Source organism: Mesorhizobium sp. WSM4850 (assembly GCF_055811735.1).
In genome coordinates this window covers 57914-73356 of the sequence record NZ_JBVVPV010000018.1, presented here as the reverse complement: position 1 = coordinate 73356, position 15443 = coordinate 57914, and the positions used below count along the sequence as shown (strand labels likewise).

At 61.6% G+C, this 15443-nt stretch carries 17 protein-coding genes; 8 read left to right on the top strand and 9 right to left on the bottom strand.

Annotation, left to right across the window (positions count from 1 at the left end; all coding sequences use genetic code 11):
- Positions 1-141 precede the first annotated feature (141 nt).
- From corA to AC0L2Z_RS18530, 3 genes are all read left to right on the top strand, one after another.
- Positions 142-1116 (top strand): magnesium/cobalt transporter CorA, encoded by a 975-nt coding sequence (gene corA / locus AC0L2Z_RS18540; protein WP_023799900.1) that lies wholly within the window; start codon positions 142-144, stop codon positions 1114-1116.
- A 125-nt stretch (positions 1117-1241) separates the two neighbouring features.
- Complete coding sequence (locus AC0L2Z_RS18535; protein WP_473628964.1) at positions 1242-1739, top strand: MaoC family dehydratase; 498 nt, start codon at positions 1242-1244, stop codon at positions 1737-1739.
- Positions 1736-2206 carry a MaoC family dehydratase gene (locus tag AC0L2Z_RS18530; protein WP_023799902.1) on the top strand — a complete coding sequence of 157 codons (471 nt, stop codon included), beginning with the start codon at positions 1736-1738 and terminating at the stop codon, positions 2204-2206. Before AC0L2Z_RS18535 ends, AC0L2Z_RS18530 begins: the two co-directional genes overlap by 4 nt.
- Positions 2207-2370: 164 nt before the next feature.
- Here the strand turns inward: AC0L2Z_RS18530 and AC0L2Z_RS18525 are convergent, their stop codons facing one another.
- From AC0L2Z_RS18525 to petA, 4 genes are all read right to left on the bottom strand, one after another.
- The gene (locus AC0L2Z_RS18525; RefSeq protein ID WP_091598429.1) at positions 2371-2916 is read right to left on the bottom strand and encodes an adenine phosphoribosyltransferase; all 546 of its coding nucleotides are present in this window, start codon (positions 2914-2916) and stop codon (positions 2371-2373) included.
- A gap of 228 nt (positions 2917-3144) precedes the next feature.
- The gene (locus tag AC0L2Z_RS18520; RefSeq protein ID WP_287137019.1) at positions 3145-4017 is read right to left on the bottom strand and encodes a cytochrome c1; all 873 of its coding nucleotides are present in this window, start codon (positions 4015-4017) and stop codon (positions 3145-3147) included.
- A gap of 89 nt (positions 4018-4106) precedes the next feature.
- Positions 4107-5411 carry a cytochrome b gene (locus AC0L2Z_RS18515; RefSeq protein WP_128177051.1) on the bottom strand — a complete coding sequence of 435 codons (1305 nt, stop codon included), beginning with the start codon at positions 5409-5411 and terminating at the stop codon, positions 4107-4109.
- A 17-nt stretch (positions 5412-5428) separates the two neighbouring features.
- Complete coding sequence (petA, locus tag AC0L2Z_RS18510; protein ID WP_027151039.1) at positions 5429-5989, bottom strand: ubiquinol-cytochrome c reductase iron-sulfur subunit; 561 nt, start codon at positions 5987-5989, stop codon at positions 5429-5431.
- Positions 5990-6288: 299 nt separating this feature from the next.
- Here petA and AC0L2Z_RS18505 point away from each other — a divergent pair, with 299 nt between their 5' ends.
- The 5 genes from AC0L2Z_RS18505 to AC0L2Z_RS18485 all read left to right on the top strand — a co-directional run bounded on the left by AC0L2Z_RS18505 (position 6289) and on the right by AC0L2Z_RS18485 (position 10655).
- Positions 6289-7107: a DUF2189 domain-containing protein gene (locus tag AC0L2Z_RS18505; protein WP_473628963.1), complete on the top strand. Its 819-nt coding sequence runs from the start codon at positions 6289-6291 to the stop codon at positions 7105-7107.
- Positions 7108-7111: 4 nt separating this feature from the next.
- Positions 7112-8311 (top strand): HAD-IC family P-type ATPase, encoded by a 1200-nt coding sequence (locus tag AC0L2Z_RS18500; RefSeq protein WP_473628962.1) that lies wholly within the window; start codon positions 7112-7114, stop codon positions 8309-8311.
- Positions 8308-8469: a cbb3-type cytochrome oxidase assembly protein CcoS gene (gene ccoS / locus AC0L2Z_RS18495; RefSeq protein ID WP_128247209.1), complete on the top strand. Its 162-nt coding sequence runs from the start codon at positions 8308-8310 to the stop codon at positions 8467-8469. Before AC0L2Z_RS18500 ends, ccoS begins: the two co-directional genes overlap by 4 nt.
- A gap of 399 nt (positions 8470-8868) precedes the next feature.
- Positions 8869-9423, top strand: a complete 555-nt coding sequence (locus tag AC0L2Z_RS18490; protein WP_287171584.1) for a hypothetical protein — start codon at positions 8869-8871, stop codon at positions 9421-9423.
- Positions 9420-10655 (top strand): HlyD family secretion protein, encoded by a 1236-nt coding sequence (locus AC0L2Z_RS18485; RefSeq protein ID WP_473628961.1) that lies wholly within the window; start codon positions 9420-9422, stop codon positions 10653-10655. The genes AC0L2Z_RS18490 and AC0L2Z_RS18485 overlap by 4 nt, the downstream gene beginning before the upstream one ends.
- 146 nt (positions 10656-10801) lie before the next feature.
- On the opposite strand, the gene AC0L2Z_RS18480 is transcribed toward AC0L2Z_RS18485, so the two are convergent.
- From AC0L2Z_RS18480 to AC0L2Z_RS18460, 5 genes are all read right to left on the bottom strand, one after another.
- On the bottom strand, positions 10802-11140 hold the full coding sequence (locus tag AC0L2Z_RS18480) for a hypothetical protein (RefSeq protein ID WP_473628960.1): 339 nt from the start codon (positions 11138-11140) through the stop codon (positions 10802-10804).
- A 120-nt stretch (positions 11141-11260) separates the two neighbouring features.
- Positions 11261-12097: a universal stress protein gene (locus AC0L2Z_RS18475; RefSeq protein ID WP_473628959.1), complete on the bottom strand. Its 837-nt coding sequence runs from the start codon at positions 12095-12097 to the stop codon at positions 11261-11263.
- A 79-nt stretch (positions 12098-12176) separates the two neighbouring features.
- Complete coding sequence (locus AC0L2Z_RS18470) at positions 12177-13127, bottom strand: DUF2950 domain-containing protein (RefSeq protein WP_473628958.1); 951 nt, start codon at positions 13125-13127, stop codon at positions 12177-12179.
- A gap of 48 nt (positions 13128-13175) precedes the next feature.
- Positions 13176-14573 (bottom strand): DUF3300 domain-containing protein, encoded by a 1398-nt coding sequence (locus tag AC0L2Z_RS18465; RefSeq protein WP_128177058.1) that lies wholly within the window; start codon positions 14571-14573, stop codon positions 13176-13178.
- Between the two features lie 30 nt (positions 14574-14603).
- On the bottom strand, positions 14604-15110 hold the full coding sequence (locus AC0L2Z_RS18460) for a hypothetical protein (protein ID WP_353827865.1): 507 nt from the start codon (positions 15108-15110) through the stop codon (positions 14604-14606).
- Between the last annotated feature and the right edge of the window lie 333 nt (positions 15111-15443).

Sequence of the window (15443 nt, the reverse complement as noted above, 5' to 3'; positions counted from 1 at the left end):
CGGCTTGACTGCCCGCAACGCCCGGTCTAAGGGGCGTCTGCACCGGCCCCTGCTTTCGTCGAAAGCGCCCCGCCCGGTGCAATCCGAAACGACGCGTCCGCTCGAACCCATCCTTTTGGCCTCAGCAAGGGAGACCCGGCGATGATCAAGGCATTCGTCGTCGACAATGATCGCCTGCGCCTTGTCGACGATCTCCTGGCAAACAGCGACCAGGTCGTCTGGGCCGACCTTGTGAGCCCGACAAAGGAAGAGGAAGCGGCCATCGAGGCCTGGCTCGGCGTTGCCATTCCGACGCGCGAGGAGATGGAGGAGATCGAGATTTCGAGCCGCCTCTATGTCGAGGACGGCGCCTATTTCATGACCGCCATTCTGCCGGCCCAGACCGAGGCCGACGATCCCCTGATGTCGCCGGTCACCTTCGTGCTGGCCGGCAACAGGCTGATCACGGTGCGCTACCACGAACCGAAGGCCTTCAAGACGTTTCCGCAGCGCGCCGAGAAGGTGGCGACCGGCTGCACCAGCGGCGACACCATCCTGATCGGCCTGCTGGAGGCGATCGTCGACCGCCTCGCCGACATTCTGGAGCGTGCCGGCCGCGATATCGAGACGATTTCGCGCGACATCTTCCAGCCAAGCTCGACCAAGGCTTCGAAGCGCAATCGCGATTTTCAGGAATTGCTGAAAGCCATCGGCCGCAAGGAGGACATCGCCTCCTCGATCCGCGACAGCCTGATCTCGCTGCAGCGGCTCGCCGGCTTCCTCACCCACGCCTCGACCCAGACCAAGATGAGCAAGGACATCCGCGCGCGCATCAAGACCTTGTCGCGCGATGTGCTGTCGCTCGCCGACCACGCCACCTTCCTGTCGCAGAAGATCAACTTCCTGCTCGACGCGACGCTCGGCATGATCTCGATCGAGCAGAACGCCATCATCAAGATCTTCTCCGTCGCCGCGGTCATCTTCCTGCCGCCGACGCTGGTCGCCTCGATCTACGGCATGAATTTCAACGTCATGCCTGAACTGACCTGGAACTTCGGCTATCCTTTCGCCATCGGCTTGATGATCCTCTCGGCGATCCTGCCCTTCTGGTATTTCCGCCGCCGCGGCTGGCTTTAGAGGCTCGGAGCTTCCATTGCGTTGAGCGTGATGGCCTGGCGCACCAGAAATGACTTGACCGCCCCGCCTGCATCCGGGAAACCCGATCCGTGGCGATCGTACAATCTTGAACCGGATTCCAGACCATGACCGGAAAGAACGCAAAGACCTCGGCCCATGAAAAGACCTGGGCCTATGAGGATTTCGTCGAGGGCGCCTCGCTCGACCTCGGCACGAAGCTGGTGAGTGCGGCCGAGATCGTCGAATTCGCGCAAGAGTTCGATGCGCAGCCGATGCATCTCGACGAGGCGGCGGGCAGGGCCAGCATCCTTGGCGGGCTGGCGGCCTCCGGCTGGCACACCTGCGCGATGTTCATGCGCATGCTGTGCGACGCCTTCCTGCTGGACTCGACCTCGCAAGGCGCCCCCGGGGTCGACCAGGTCCGGTGGAAGAGGCCGGTGCTGGCCGGCGACATCTTGAGCGGCAGCACCACCGTCCTTGCCAAACGTCTGTCCAGGTCCAAGCCCCAGCTCGGCCTCGTCACTTTGCGCAGCGAGCTTTTCAACCAGCGTGGCGAAGGCGTCTTCGAACTCGAGAACACGGTCATGTTCCTCGCCCGTGATGCCGCACAGGGCCGCTCATGACATTGGACGAGTTCTTCTGCATCGGCGTCACCGTCACCCTCGGGTCGCATAGATTCGAGCCCGAGGCGATCAAGGCGTTCGCCAGGAAATACGATCCGCAGATATTCCATCTCGACGAAGAGGCGGCGAAGAACAGCGTGTTCGGCGGCCTGTGCGCCTCCGGCTGGCACACAGCTGCAACCTGGATGAAGCTGAACCTCGAGACCGGCGTGGAGGCCGAAGGCATCAGCTGGGCCGGCGGTGGGCCCGCCCCCGAATTCGGGCCATCGCCCGGCTTCAAGAACCTCAAATGGCTAAAACCCGTCTATGCCGGAGAAACCGTGACCTTCACCCGCACCGCGCTTGCCCACCGCCCCATCGCATCGCGGCCGGGCTGGCGAGTGCTGACACTGCGCTCGGAAGCTTTCGATTCGACCGGCGACAAGGTCATCGAGTTCGAAAGCGCCGTGCTGGTGAAGGTGGAATAGTTTCTTCCTTCTCCCCTTGTGGGAGAAGGTCGATCGGCGCGTAGCGCCGAGACGGATGAGGGGTGCTCCAGCTTGGCACTGCGGCACTCCATGCAGCACCCCTCATCCGACCTCGGCTTCGCGAGGCCACCTTCTCCCACAAGGGGAGAAGGCAGAACACTCTCTCAATGCCCTTCGAACCCGATCAGCGTCCTGACCGGCACGCCGAGCGCCTCGAGCTTGTCGCGACCGCCGAGGTCCGGCAGGTCGATGACGAAGCAGGCGGCGAGGATGTCGGCGCCGATCTGCCGCAGCAGCTTGACCGCTGCCTCTGCCGTGCCGCCGGTGGCGATCAAATCGTCGACGAGGATCACCTTCTCACCCGGAGACACGCCATCCCTGTGCATCTCCATCTCGTCCAGCCCGTATTCGAGGCTGTAGGCGACGCGCACCGTCTCGTAAGGCAGCTTGCCCTTCTTGCGGATCGGCACGAAGCCGGCCGAGAGCTGGTGGGCAACGGCGCCGCCAAGGATGAAACCACGCGCCTCGATGCCGGCGATCTTGTCGACCTTCTGGCCGGCATAGGGATGCACCAGCTCGTCGATGGCGCGGCGGAAGGCGCGCGCATTGCTTAGCAGCGTGGTGATGTCGCGAAACAGGATGCCCGGCTTCGGATAGTCTGGAATGGTGCGGATCGCGGCAAGCAGCGTGTCCTCGAGCGAAGGTTTCATGGGGCGGCTCTCCGGGCGTTCGTCCGACTTGAAGACATGAAAGGGAATTTTGGCCGATCGTAACCCGGCGCGGCCGGCGACGGCTACCGCGATGTGGCGCCTGGAAGAAAATTGTCCGGCAAAGGACTGGAGCCGGCTACCTTCGGAGGCGTCTTCGGAGGCAGTCCTCAGAACATGCAAAAAGGGCGCCCCTTCGACGCCCTTTTCGATTTCGTGGTTTTCCGTAGCTCAGTGCGCCACGCCGGCCCACACCTTGCGCTTGGTCAAATAGACCAGCGCACCGAACAGCAACAGGAAAACCAGCACGCGAAAGCCGGTCTTCTTGCGGGCTTCCAGATGCGGCTCGGCTGCCCACATCAGGAAGGCCGACACGTCGCGGGAATACTGGTCGACCGTCTGCGGCGAGCCGTCGTCATAGGTCACCTGATCGTCGGAAAGCGGGTTGGGCATCTTCAGCGAGACGCCGGCTATGAAGTACGGATTGTAGTGGGTGCCTTCCGGTATCTCCATGCCCGCCGGCGGCTGCTCGTCATAGCCGGTCAGCAGCGAGTGGATGTAGTCGGGACCGCCTTGGGCGTATTGCGTGAAGATGTCGAAGACGAAACGCGGAAAACCGCGTGTGACGCCGCGCGCCTTGGCCAGCAGCGACATATCGGGCGGGGCAGCCCCGCCATTGGCGGCCGCTGCTGCCTGATCGTTGGGAAACGGCGCCGGGAAATGGTCGGACGGTATGCCGGGACGTTCGAACATGTCGCCGGCATCGTTGGGACCGTCGTTGATCGTGTACTCGGCGGCCAGCGCCTTGACCTGCGCTTCCGAATAGCCAAGGTCTTCCAGCGTGCGAAACGCCACCAATTTCATCGAATGGCAGGTGGCGCAAACTTCCTTGAAGACCTTCAGCCCGCGCTGCAACTGCGCCTTGTCGTAGGTGCCGAAAGGCCCGGCGAAGCTCCAGTCCATCTCCTTCGGCTGGTGTATCGGGAAATGCGTCGGCGCGGCTTCGCTGTGCGCCTCCTCCTGGGCGATCGCCCCGGTGGTCGCGGCCGCAGTGCCTGCCAGCACAAGGCCGAGCAGCGCCAGCGAGGTGAGAATCGTCTTCATACCAAATCCCCTTGAGATTCTCTGGCGCGCTGTCGTCGTCTCGAGCATGATCTTGTCCGAAAACCGGTCTCCACTTTTCGGGGTCATGCTCAGCCCTTGGTTTCCGGCGCGGCTGTCGCGCGAGCCGGATGCCCGCCACCGCCAGCCTTGTTCTTCTCGAGAACTGCCTCGGTGATCGAGTTCGGCAATCGCCGCGGCTTCTCGACCAGGCCCAGCACCGGCAGCACGACCAGGAAGAAGGCGAAGTAGAACAATGTCGCCATCTGCGCCATGAAGACATAGCTGCCCTCGGCCGGCTGCGAGCCCAGCCAACCAAGCAGGACGGCATCAATCACGAACAGCCAGAAGAACAGCTTGTACCAGGGCCGGTAGACCGCCGAGCGCACTTTCGAGGTGTCGAGCCACGGCACCAGGAACAGCATGGCGATGGAGCCGAACATCGCGAGCACGCCACCGAGCTTGGAGTTGATCGGCCCGATATTGAAGGTGATGGCGCGCAGGATCGCGTAGAACGGCAGGAAGTACCATTCCGGCACGATGTGGGCCGGCGTCTTCAGCGGGTCGGCGACGACGTAGTTGTCCGGATGGCCGAGAAAGTTCGGCAGGTAGAAGACGAAATAGGCGAAGATGAACAGGAACACCAGCATCCCGAACGCGTCCTTGATGGTCGCGTAAGGGGTGAAGGCGACGGTATCGGTCTTCGATTTGACCTCGATGCCGGTCGGGTTCGACTGGCCGACCACATGCAGCGCCCATATATGCAGCACGACGACGCCGGCGATCATGAACGGCAGCAGATAGTGCAGTGAAAAGAAGCGGTTCAGCGTCGGGTTGTCGACGGCGAAGCCGCCGAGCAGAAGCTGCTGGATCCATTCGCCGACCAGCGGGATGGCGGTGAAGAAGCCGGTGATGACGGTCGCGCCCCAGAACGACATCTGTCCCCAGGGCAGCACATAACCCATGAAGCCTGTCGCCATCATCAGGAGATAGATGATGCAGCCGAGGATCCACAGAAGCTCGCGCGGCGCCTTGTAGGAGCCGTAATAGAGGCCGCGGAAGATGTGGATGTAGACGGCGACGAAGAAGAACGACGCGCCGTTCGAATGCAGATAGCGCAACAGCCAGCCCGAATTCACGTCGCGCATGATCTTCTCGACCGAATCGAAGGCGAGACTGCTGTCCGCCGCGTAGTGCATGGCCAGCACGATGCCGGTCAGCATCTGCGCCCCCAGCATGAGCGCCAGGATACCGCCGAAGGTCCACGCATAATTGAGGTTGCGCGGCACCGGATAGGCGACGAAGCTGTCATAGACCAGCCGCGGCAGCGGCATGCGGGCATCGACCCAGCGTCCGATACCGGTCTTGGGCGTATAGGTCGAGTGTCCCTCGCTCATCGAAATGTCCCCTCGCCTCAGCCGATACGGATCTTGGTGTCGGAAATGAACTGGAATACCGGCACCGACATGTTCTCCGGCGCCGGTCCGCCGCGGACGCGGCCGGCGGTGTCGTATGTCGAACCGTGGCACGGGCAGAACCAGCCGCCGAACTCGCCTTCCTGGCCGAGCGGAATGCAGCCGAGATGGGTGCAGACCTGGACCATCACCATCCAGGCCTCCTTGCCCGGCATGGTGCGGTTGGCGTCGGTCGCCGGCGCATCGGCCGGCAGATTGGCGTTGCGAGCGAGCGGATCCTTGAGCTCGGCCAGATTGACCGCCTCGCCGTCCTTCATCTCTTGTTCGGTGCGATTGCGCACCACCACCGGCTTGCCGCGCCATTTCACGACAAGCGACGTTCCCGGAGTCAGCGAGGAGACGTCGACCTCTACCGAGGCCAGCGCCAGCGTCGAGGCATCCGGGCGCATCTGGTCGATGAACGGCCAGGCGACGGCACCCGCGCCGACCACCGCGGCCATGCCCGTGGCGACGTAGAGAAAATCACGACGGTTGGGATCCTGGATGTCGGTTGCGCTCACGGGTGCCTGATCCTTTCGCCTCTTCCGTGCCGGTGGCCGAGGCTTGTTCCCCGCTCTTTCACGCCAACCCGACAGCGCATGGCGAACAGGCTAGCGAATTCCTCCGGCAATTGGCCTTCGGTTTATGCGTGAAGCCCGTTTTTGTCCAGACGGGTGAAGGCACAAGGGCAGATTGTCGCGGGGACGCAATTCGACGGCGGACGGCGTGGCGACGGGCACATGTCGAACACGGCGAAAACGAGCGAAATCAACCCGCGAAGCAGCGCCTGCGTTTGTCTCGACAGGAGAGGAGGAGTGAGATGAGCGAGACCGACAAGTCGTATTGGCTGCTCAGCGAGACCTCGGGCATTGGCGAAACGCGCGACCGGCGCCTCGACCGGGGACTGCCGCTTTTCGAGGGACTCCGCTGGCCCTCTGCGGGCTGGCGGGATTTCTGGATCCGGCCCGCGTCGAGCCTGGCCTATGGGATTGTCGTCTTTCTCCTGTCCGTCGCCTTCGTTTGGACGCTTGTCGGATTCGGTCGTGACTACATTCTGTTTCCGGCGCTTGCCGGGTTCATGATCGTGGCCCCCTTTTTGGCGCTAGGCCTGTATGAAAAGAGCCGGGCAAAAGAGGAAGGACGCGCCATCGGCCTCGCCTCGATGCTCCTGGTGCGCCCCACCGGCGGCGCACAGGTCTTCTTCACGGGCCTACTACTGTGTTTGCTCCTGCTTCTGTGGACGCGTGCGGCAGTGCTCCTCTGGGCGCTCTTCTTCGGCGTGACGCCCTTTCCCGGATTCGACCGCATAGTCGGAGTGCTCTTCGGCACCGCATATGGGTGGGCGATGATTGCGATCGGGACGGCGATAGGTGGCCTCTTCGCGGCCTTCGCTTTCGCCATCAGCGTCTTTGCAGTGCCGATGCTGCTCGACCGGCGCGTGGACGCGCTAACGGCTATGGCTATCAGCGCGAAACTGGTGTGGAACAACCTTCCGCCGATGCTGGCCTGGGGCGCCTTGGTGCTCCTGCTCTTCGCAGTCTGCGTGGTCACAGGGCTTATCGGGATGATCGTCATCTTTCCTCTGCTGGGGCACGCAACCCGGCATGCGTACAGGGCGGTCGCACGTCCAGAGGGGTGAGACCATGAGTTGTTGCGCGCCGGGGGCCGAAGCCGCATTGCTGCTGGCGCCAGGGCGGGAAATTGCCGAGCGCGAAATCGTGCTCGCCAGCCGCGACATGGGGGATGGCGCTTTCCAGATCCAGTTTTCGGTACCGCAAGCGATTGCGATTTCCGTCCTCATCATCACCTGCCCGTGCGCGCTCGGCCTTGCCGTGCCGATGGTCCAGGTCGTGGCGGCGCGCCGGCTGTTCGATCTCGGCGTCACCCTCAAGGATAGCAGCGCGCTAGAGCGCCTTGCCGAGACCGACACCGTGGTCTTCGACAAGACGGGCACGCTCACGACGGGCGCCGCCCGCGTCGAACGGCACACGGTAGCTCCGCAAGATGTTGTGGCCGCCGCAGCACTCGCCTCCTTTTCCAGGCACCCGGTGGGCCGCGCGGTGGCCGCGATGACAGTCTCAAGAGTGGCTATCGAAGGGTTCCGCGAAGTTGCCGGATACGGGATCGAAGGGCGCGTTGGCGAAGCGTTTTACAGGCTAGGAAGGAAGGATTGGGTCTCCGCAAGCGTGGCCAACGTCCCGAGTGAAGCCGCCACGTGGCTTTCGAAAGACGGAAAGCTTGCGGGTTCATTTGCGATTGCCGACGAAATCCGTCCTGGCGCGACGCGTGCCATCCGAAAGCTAACTGACCTCGGGTTGGCGACAGAGGTGCTGTCCGGCGATCGAGTGGAGGAGGCTTGCAGGGTGGCGGCTGCGTTGGGAATCCCGGAAATCCGCCACGGTGCGCTTCCCGAGGACAAGGTCGAGCGTCTGGAGGAGCTGGCGCGGTCCGGCCGCCGCATCCTTATGGTTGGAGACGGGCTGAACGATGCCACCGCGCTCGCCACCGCGCATGTCTCAATGGCGCCCTCGTCGGCGGCAGACATCGGGCGGAATGCTGCCGACCTTGTCTTCCTGGGCACGAGCCTTGAGGCCGTACCACATGCCATAAGAGTCGCCCGGAACGCATCCCGGCTGGTGCGGCAGAACCTCGCCCTTGCCATCGCCTACAACGTTCTGGTCGTGCCCCTCGCTGTGATGGGCCATGTTACGCCCCTTATGGCCGCTGTCGCCATGTCGACGTCATCGATTCTCGTGGTCGGCAACGCATTGCGCCTTCCGGGCGAGCCTCCGCCCGCAGGATCTCCGGCTCTTCGCAGGCTCGACGTGGCGGAGGCGGCATGAACTATCTCCTCTGGCTTGTTCCAATTGCCTTGGGCATGGGCGTCGCGGGTCTCGCGGCGTTCCTGTGGTCGATGCGCAGCGGCCAATATGAAGATCTCGACGGAGCCGCCGAAAGGGTGCTGCTTTCAGACGCCGCGGACGTCCCCCTTCGTCAGTAATGGGTGGAAAAGCGAGGCGGCCGCTCAGGAGGCTCGCCCCAAGGGCGGGAAGGCGCCGACCGCCGACGGCGTTTTCTCAAGGAGCAGAACGGACGGAAGGGTTTGACAATGTCTCAAGCTGGTGACAGGCCGTACGACTGGGTGGCGGCGTTGGCGTTCTACTCGGGAGCCGCCGTGCTTGTCCCAAGCCTCGCCGCCTTGGTCGTTAGCCTTTTGGCGGTCGCCTTGGCATTGCTATAGCAACGAGATGGCTGTCCTGCGTAGGGCGGCGGCTCCGCGACTGCTGGCCTCTTCAGTTGCATTCGGATGCGGACGGAGTATCCTTAAGTTTGGGCGCTGGACGTTGCTGTGCCTAGTGCTCGGGCGTCCTCGCACGAGCGAAATTGGGGAGTGGCAGGCATGTCCGAGGTAATGCATCCGGCGGCGCCGCATCATCTTCCGCCTTTCATAACGGCCCCCGGCGAGACCGATGTGTTGTTCACGGGGTCGGTCATCTTCCTTGTGCTGGCCGTGATGGGGATTGGAAGTTTGTACTTCTGGCTCCATTCCTTGCCGGAGCGCATGTCCCACGGCGGCAGTCAGATCCAGTTCCAGCTGGTGGCGGTGCTGTCGCTGCTGGCGTTGTTCACCCACATCCATGCGTTCTGGATTGCCGCGCTGTTTCTGGCGCTCGTCCCCGTGCCCGACTTCTGGACGCCCCTGGCCAGCATGGCCGACTCGCTCGCCAGGATGGCGACGGGGCGGTTTCGATCCCCCGCCGCGGAGGCGCCGTCTGAGCCGGCTCCCGAGGTGCTTGCCAACTATACGCCGGTCAAAGTGGAGGCCGTACCTCCTCCGACCCCCTTGGAGAAAGCCCGAAGCGACCCCCGCGACGAAATCGCCAAGACGCATGCGCCGGAGCCGTCCGACCGCCATCAGCGCCAGCCGGTGTCAGTGGGAGGTCATGAACGATGATCGAGGTTCTGCTTTGTTCGGTCCTGACCGTCCTGCCCGATTTTCTCGTCCGCCGCTTCGTACAGGGAAAGAGGATTGGTCACGAGATCACGCTCTATTCTGTATGGTATGAGCTGCGATACGGGATAACGGCGTGCATAGCTCTGACAGTGATTCTGCTGACGCTCATTCTCTACTATCATCCGTCGACGTCGAGTGCGATTTCGTTCTTTCGCACCATTCCCATCCTCCCCGAAGGCTCCGGCCGCGTCGAGGAAGTCTATGTGGGCATAAGGGATAAGGTCGAGGCTGGCCAGCGCATCTTCAGGCTTGACAGCTCGGAGCAGGAAGCGGCGCTCGAGACCGCGCGACGGCGCATATCGGAGATAGACGCTGGTTTCGAATTGGCAAAAACCGAGCTGGTAGGGGCCGACGCCCGCATTCAGGAAGCGCAAAGCTCGTACAAGCAGGCCTTGGACGAACTCGAAACCAAGACCGAACTTCAACGGCGAAACGCCAGCACGGTCGCGCAGCGCGAGATCGAAAAGCTCGCCAACATCGTGGAAGGGCGGCAGGCCGCCATTTCCGCGGTCATGGCAAGCAAGCAGTCCGTCGAATCGCAGATTTCGTCCGTGCTGCCGGCGCAGAAGAAAAGCGCCGAGGCGGCGCTTGCCCAGGCCCAGGTCGAACTGGACAAGACCGTCGTCTACGCCGGGGTCGCCGGCACTTTGGAGCAATTCACCCTGCGCAAGGGAGACATCGTAAATCCCATTATGCGGCCCGCCGGAGTTCTCATACCGGCGGAAGCCGGAAGGAAGGCTCTTATAGGGGGCTTCAGCCAGCTCGAAGCCCAGGTCATGAAGGTCGGCATGGTTGCCGAAGCGACTTGTATTTCGATGCCTCTGACGATCATTCCAATGGTGGTCACCGAGGTTCAGGATCTCATCGCGACCGGTCAGGTTCGGGCGTCGGATCAGTTGATCGACGCCCAACAGGTGGTCCGGCCCGGAACGATCACCGTCTTTCTGGAGCCGCTGTTCGCGGGAGGGTTCGATGGCGTGCCTCCAGGCAGCAGTTGCATCGCCAACGCCTACACCAACAATCACGACCGACTTGCCGAGAAAGATTTGGGCACAGCGCACTGGCTGTTCCTGCACGTCATAGATACGGTCGGGCTGGTGCATGCGATCATATTGAGATTCCAGGCGCTCCTTCTTCCGGTGCAAACACTCGTATTTTCGGGCGGGCATTGAGGAACCGACGCGCCGTCGAACATGCGGCCAAAGAAAATACCGTCATGTGCACCAAAGTGCGATCTAAGCTCGCCATGGCCGTTCGTGATTAAATGGAACGGGATTTGAACCGACATAACGCGGAGCAACAACGACGTCTCAAGGGATCAATGCGGCAAGTCATACGCTTGGCCTGCCGACCTTAGTTGCTCAAGTGTTTTTCCGGCGCAACTTCCCGACCAATCTCCGCCAACTGGCTCGGCCTTGCCTCGCATGGTGATTGTGCCGGCCTGATTGTCGGGGGTTATATAAACGGCAACCCCGTCTGGACCAATTTTGGACAAGTAGTAACCACGAACGATGCCGCTTAATTCACAACGCACCAAGAAAGGAAAGTCCTCGAACGATCCCTCTTGGGCATGTGCTTCAGGGCTATACATGCAGGCAAGCGACGATTGCGCAATGACAGCGAAAGCTGTTCCTGTAAATAGCCAACGAGCCTTCATGCGAATATCCTTCCTAGGCCAAATATACACCATTGCCAAATATACACCATTGATTGCCGTTCCTTGACCACCCGGTTCCGAATAAGCTCGATGGCGCTTCGCCACGCGTCACCGACACGATCAATGCGAAAGCATTATCGGCAGCCGGACGTCCGACAGGATGCCTTTCGTAGCCCCACCGAGCACGAAATCCCTCAGTCTGGTGTGACCGAACGCTCCCATGATCATCAGGTCGGCGCCGATTTCGATCGCTCGCTCCTGAAGCGACACCTCGACCGGGCAATCCTCGGATACGAATGGCATGGCCTCGGCTGACAGCCCGCGTAGGTTCAGCCCTTGAGCCAAGCGTTGGGCGGCGTCCGTCTCCCGCAGGGACTTCTCGCCCGTCACGGTGAGCACCGTAATCTTGGAAGCGCGGCGCAACACCTGATGTGCATCCGCCACAGCGCGAGCCGCAACACGGCTGCCGTCCCAGGCTATAGCAAGGCTGTGCAGCTTCGTGACAGGCTCGACCTCTGGCAGAAGGATCGTCGGCCTTCCCGACCCGAAGATAATGGCCTGCGCGGTCGTCCTGCTCGTGGGGTTGTTCGCCTCCCAGGCGCAGAGAACGAGATCATAGTAACGCGCTTGAATTGCAGCGGTGTCATTCAGCAAGGGAGCGTTCGACGCGACCGCGTCTGTGGTTGTGTCCACGCCTGCCCGTTTCGCTTCCAGCACAACCTTTGCTAGAAACGCTTCGCCGCGATCCCGGCACAGCGCTTCGGCCTCCCGCGTCATTTTGGGGACGTCGACCAGCCTCCGCGACAGCGCATTCGAGATGTTTCGGATCTCTACGTTGATGGCCAACGCATGCAGTTGCGCACCGAGGGCCGCCGCCATCGCGACCGCCCTGGGCACTACCATTTCAGGGTTGGGTTCGGGATAGGTGATAACAGGAAGCAGGGCTATCGTTTTCACTAGGGGCCACCTTCTGAATGCAGGGTACGCGACAGCCGTCTAGTCCCAAGGCACGCATCCGCGATGTGCATGGGCCTGCTCACTCGCCCGGATCGTTGACCACGGCCCAACTGTCGTCGGGATCGAATGCCGTGATCTTTTCGGCGAGCGCCGCCGTATCGGGCCCCAGGTCCTTTTCGTAGACTGTGCCGTGCTGGTTTACGACGAAGGTCATGATGCCTGTGCGGTCGTATTCGGCAGGCATCGCGATCAGCCCAAAGCCGGCGATCATGTTGCCGTTGATGACGTAGTCGTACTGGCCGCCGGCGACGTTCGCGCCTTGGCCGTTCAATATGCGGTAGCGGTATCCGAAATAGCCGTCCTCGGCGGCCGTCGCCAACTCGGCCTGGCTGATCAGCGAACCGAACGGGCTTTCCGGCACGCCGTCGCCGGGTTCCCAGTAGAGCCCGTCATATGTCCCGGGCGTACTGATCAGCTTCTGAGCATATTCGCCGACGCCATCCTCATCCCAGTCGGTTTCCTTGTAATCCTCCTGGGCGTCGACATAGGCGCGCAGGTTGGCGACGGTGGTCAGCTCGTTCTCGCCGATCCTGCGGTTGATGACTTCTTCCAGCCCGGCGATGGTATCGAACGCCCATTTGCCCTCTGTCTGCACGACAGGGAATGGAAACGGCCATACCTGTTTACCAAGAAGAAGCGAGCGGCGGTCGGGTGCCAGTTCCTTGACGGCGATGCCCTTCGCCGCCTCTTCGCGGATTTCCGGAAAGCTCGCCTCCACTTCCTTCGACTTCAGCACTTCGCTGGGCGACAGTCCGAGAAGCGAGGCGACGGCCTCCTTGTCATCTTCCTCCAGCGCTTTGCGGAACGCCTCGACGAGTTCGTCGACTGTTGCGAACGGCGTGGGCGTCTCGCCGATGAAGGCATCGAAATCCTGCGTGGTGCTGGTCTGTGCTTCCTGGGCGCCGCCGGCCGAAAGTGCGGGAACGCCGAGCGAAAGTGCGAGAGTTGCGGTAATGAGGTATCGGATCATGATCATGTTCCTGAAATAAGCCGGATGTCGCACACGATACGGCAGTTGCTACCGGCGTCCTCCGCCTCGTCCGCCTCCGCCTCGTCCGCCTCCGCCCCCTCCTCTTCCACCTCTGCTCTGCACCTGGCGATGGCCGCCACCCCGGCTATAGCCACCGCGGTTCGAATGGTTGGTCGCAACCCTGCCAGGTCGCGGATTCCCCATCGCCGACGGCTTGCGCGGACGATTGTCGGCGCGCGCAGCCGGCTTTTTCCTGGAGGACTTCTTCTGAGCGACTTTCTTCGCCGCAGGTTTGTTGGCCGCCGGTTTCGCCTTCCTGTGCTGGTCCGAGACGCGTTTTGCATCGGGCCGCTTGGTCCCCGACTTCGGCAGCTTGGCCTGCGGCCGGTCCTTCAAACCTTCGGCGACATTCTTGCGGACATCCTTCCCCTTGAGGTCATGCGCCCGCGCCTGCTTGCCCTTGCCCGACTCCCGGCGGTCCTTCGCCTTGCTGGCAATGTTGTTGAAGTCCTTGCTCTTCAGGTTCTGCTTGAGCTTGTCGCGGTCGATGTTCGCGTTCTTGAGATTGATCTTGTCGCGGTCGATGTTCTTGAGGTCGAGGTCCTTCAGCCTGTCGATGTCGATATTGTCGATGTCGATATTGTCGAAATCGATATCGATGTTGTCGCCGATATCGACGTCGAGATCCACGTCGCCGCCCCAGGTTCCCCAGTCGTCCCAGTCGACCACTGCGGCCCACATCGCACCGGTAGCAAGCGCGGCCCAGTAGGGCGCTGTCGGATAGTAATAGGAGGGGTACGGGTCGTAGGCGATCGGGTCGCCCGCTATGACGTAGTCGGGCTCGTACAGCATTTCGGGGGGATAGGTCGGGATATAGACGGTCTGCGGATCGGCAGACCTGATCACGACATTGTCGCCTTCGTTGACAACCTGCACCTGCTCCGTCGTCTTCAGGTAGTCCTTGGCGACCGCCTCGTCGCGCAACTGCTGGATGGCGACGAGCAAATCCTTCTGCTGGTTGGCGGCCGCATTGCCCAACTGTTCGGTCCACTCCAGATCGTCGTTCATCATCTTCACGATCTTGGGATAATTGAGCAGCGAGATCACGCTGCCATCCCATTTGTCGCTCGGCTCGAGGTCGGGAGACTTCGCCTTTTCGTCGAGAAAGCGGGCCGCCTGCACGATCTGTAGCGGATAGAGCGAAGCCGCGATGGTGAGCGCGACGAGATCGTCAGGATAAAGCGCGATCGGCGCGGTCAGGACCTTCAACTCGTCGAGCGTGAGAGGAGCAGGCTCCTCGGTGGCGGCGGCCGGTTCGCTGTCGACCGCCGGTCGGGGAGTGGGCGTGGGCGTTTGTGCGTAGGCTGGCGCACCCACCGCCGGCGAAAGCATCAGGAGGGCCGCAAGGCCGACTGAAACGAGGCCGAACCTGGAACAATGGGTCATCTGGCTGCTCCTACGGTAGCGATCGCCGAGCTATTTCTTTTGCACGGTGTTGAAAGTGTCGACGTAGCTCCGCCCAACCGCGCGGACGGCGCGACCTATGTCGTCATGGATATCGTCCTGGAGATTGACGAAGGAGACACGCACGCTCCAGTTGGGAGCATCGAAACCCCCGCCATTGAGCAGCACGATCGAGTGGTCCTCCGCCAGGCGATAGACCAGGTCCAGTGGATGAACGCTCTTCTTCAGCCACGTAACCATTTCCTCGCCTTGGTATTTGCGCAGCCAGAACTCGAAATCGAGGGTTCCGCAGTACGCCGCAGAATTCGCGTTGGGCTGAACATCCAGAGGCGGTCCTTGCGCGTCCGATCTGCATCGGTCGGGCATTCCGGCCGCGCCACCGCTGTCGGAGCCTTCGCGAATATGGCTTGCACTGGAAACCGTTTGCGCGGCATCGATATGGTTTAACCGGTCACACGGGGTGAGCCGTCGCTTCAAGCTCTGAACAGAGCCAAACTCACTGGAAAATTGATGCGCCACAGGAACACCCCTTCAATGGCCCTCAACTCTCTACTATCAAACTACTTTCTCGCGCAGTTTTTAGACACACCATAATTAAAATAAGCTTTGAATTACGCCCCTCCGCGCTCGCTCACGTCTGCTGTTAAAATTTAACCATAGTAGTAGTCTACGTCAAAAAAATCGAGACTTCAATAACATAGCGATACAGTTGTTCCATGATAACACCTTGAAATAAGGCACGCAAGGGTGTATTGTACGACTTCAAACTAACTGAAATTACAATCAGCGGTTTCATTAGGATAATTATCATACAATTTACCTTAGCGGCGGAAGCAGTCGGAGAACTTCTGG

Excerpts from the sequence above, each read along its gene's own strand:
- AC0L2Z_RS18490 (WP_287171584.1), top strand. The coding sequence starts at position 8,869 with ATGTCCGAGGTAATGCATCCGGCGGCGCCGCATCATCTTCCGCCTTTC.
- AC0L2Z_RS18535 (WP_473628964.1), top strand. The coding sequence starts at position 1,242 with ATGACCGGAAAGAACGCAAAGACCTCGGCCCATGAAAAGACCTGGGCC.
- AC0L2Z_RS18500 (WP_473628962.1), top strand. The coding sequence starts at position 7,112 with ATGAGTTGTTGCGCGCCGGGGGCCGAAGCCGCATTGCTGCTGGCGCCA.
- AC0L2Z_RS18505 (WP_473628963.1), top strand. The coding sequence starts at position 6,289 with ATGAGCGAGACCGACAAGTCGTATTGGCTGCTCAGCGAGACCTCGGGC.
- AC0L2Z_RS18530 (WP_023799902.1), top strand. The coding sequence starts at position 1,736 with ATGACATTGGACGAGTTCTTCTGCATCGGCGTCACCGTCACCCTCGGG.
- AC0L2Z_RS18525 (WP_091598429.1), bottom strand. The coding sequence starts at position 2,916 with ATGAAACCTTCGCTCGAGGACACGCTGCTTGCCGCGATCCGCACCATT.
- ccoS (WP_128247209.1), top strand. The coding sequence starts at position 8,308 with ATGAACTATCTCCTCTGGCTTGTTCCAATTGCCTTGGGCATGGGCGTC.
- AC0L2Z_RS18480 (WP_473628960.1), bottom strand. The coding sequence starts at position 11,140 with ATGAAGGCTCGTTGGCTATTTACAGGAACAGCTTTCGCTGTCATTGCG.
- AC0L2Z_RS18485 (WP_473628961.1), top strand. The coding sequence starts at position 9,420 with ATGATCGAGGTTCTGCTTTGTTCGGTCCTGACCGTCCTGCCCGATTTT.
- corA (WP_023799900.1), top strand. The coding sequence starts at position 142 with ATGATCAAGGCATTCGTCGTCGACAATGATCGCCTGCGCCTTGTCGAC.
- AC0L2Z_RS18515 (WP_128177051.1), bottom strand. The coding sequence starts at position 5,411 with ATGAGCGAGGGACACTCGACCTATACGCCCAAGACCGGTATCGGACGC.
- AC0L2Z_RS18520 (WP_287137019.1), bottom strand. The coding sequence starts at position 4,017 with ATGAAGACGATTCTCACCTCGCTGGCGCTGCTCGGCCTTGTGCTGGCA.
- AC0L2Z_RS18465 (WP_128177058.1), bottom strand. The coding sequence starts at position 14,573 with ATGACCCATTGTTCCAGGTTCGGCCTCGTTTCAGTCGGCCTTGCGGCC.
- AC0L2Z_RS18470 (WP_473628958.1), bottom strand. The coding sequence starts at position 13,127 with ATGATCCGATACCTCATTACCGCAACTCTCGCACTTTCGCTCGGCGTT.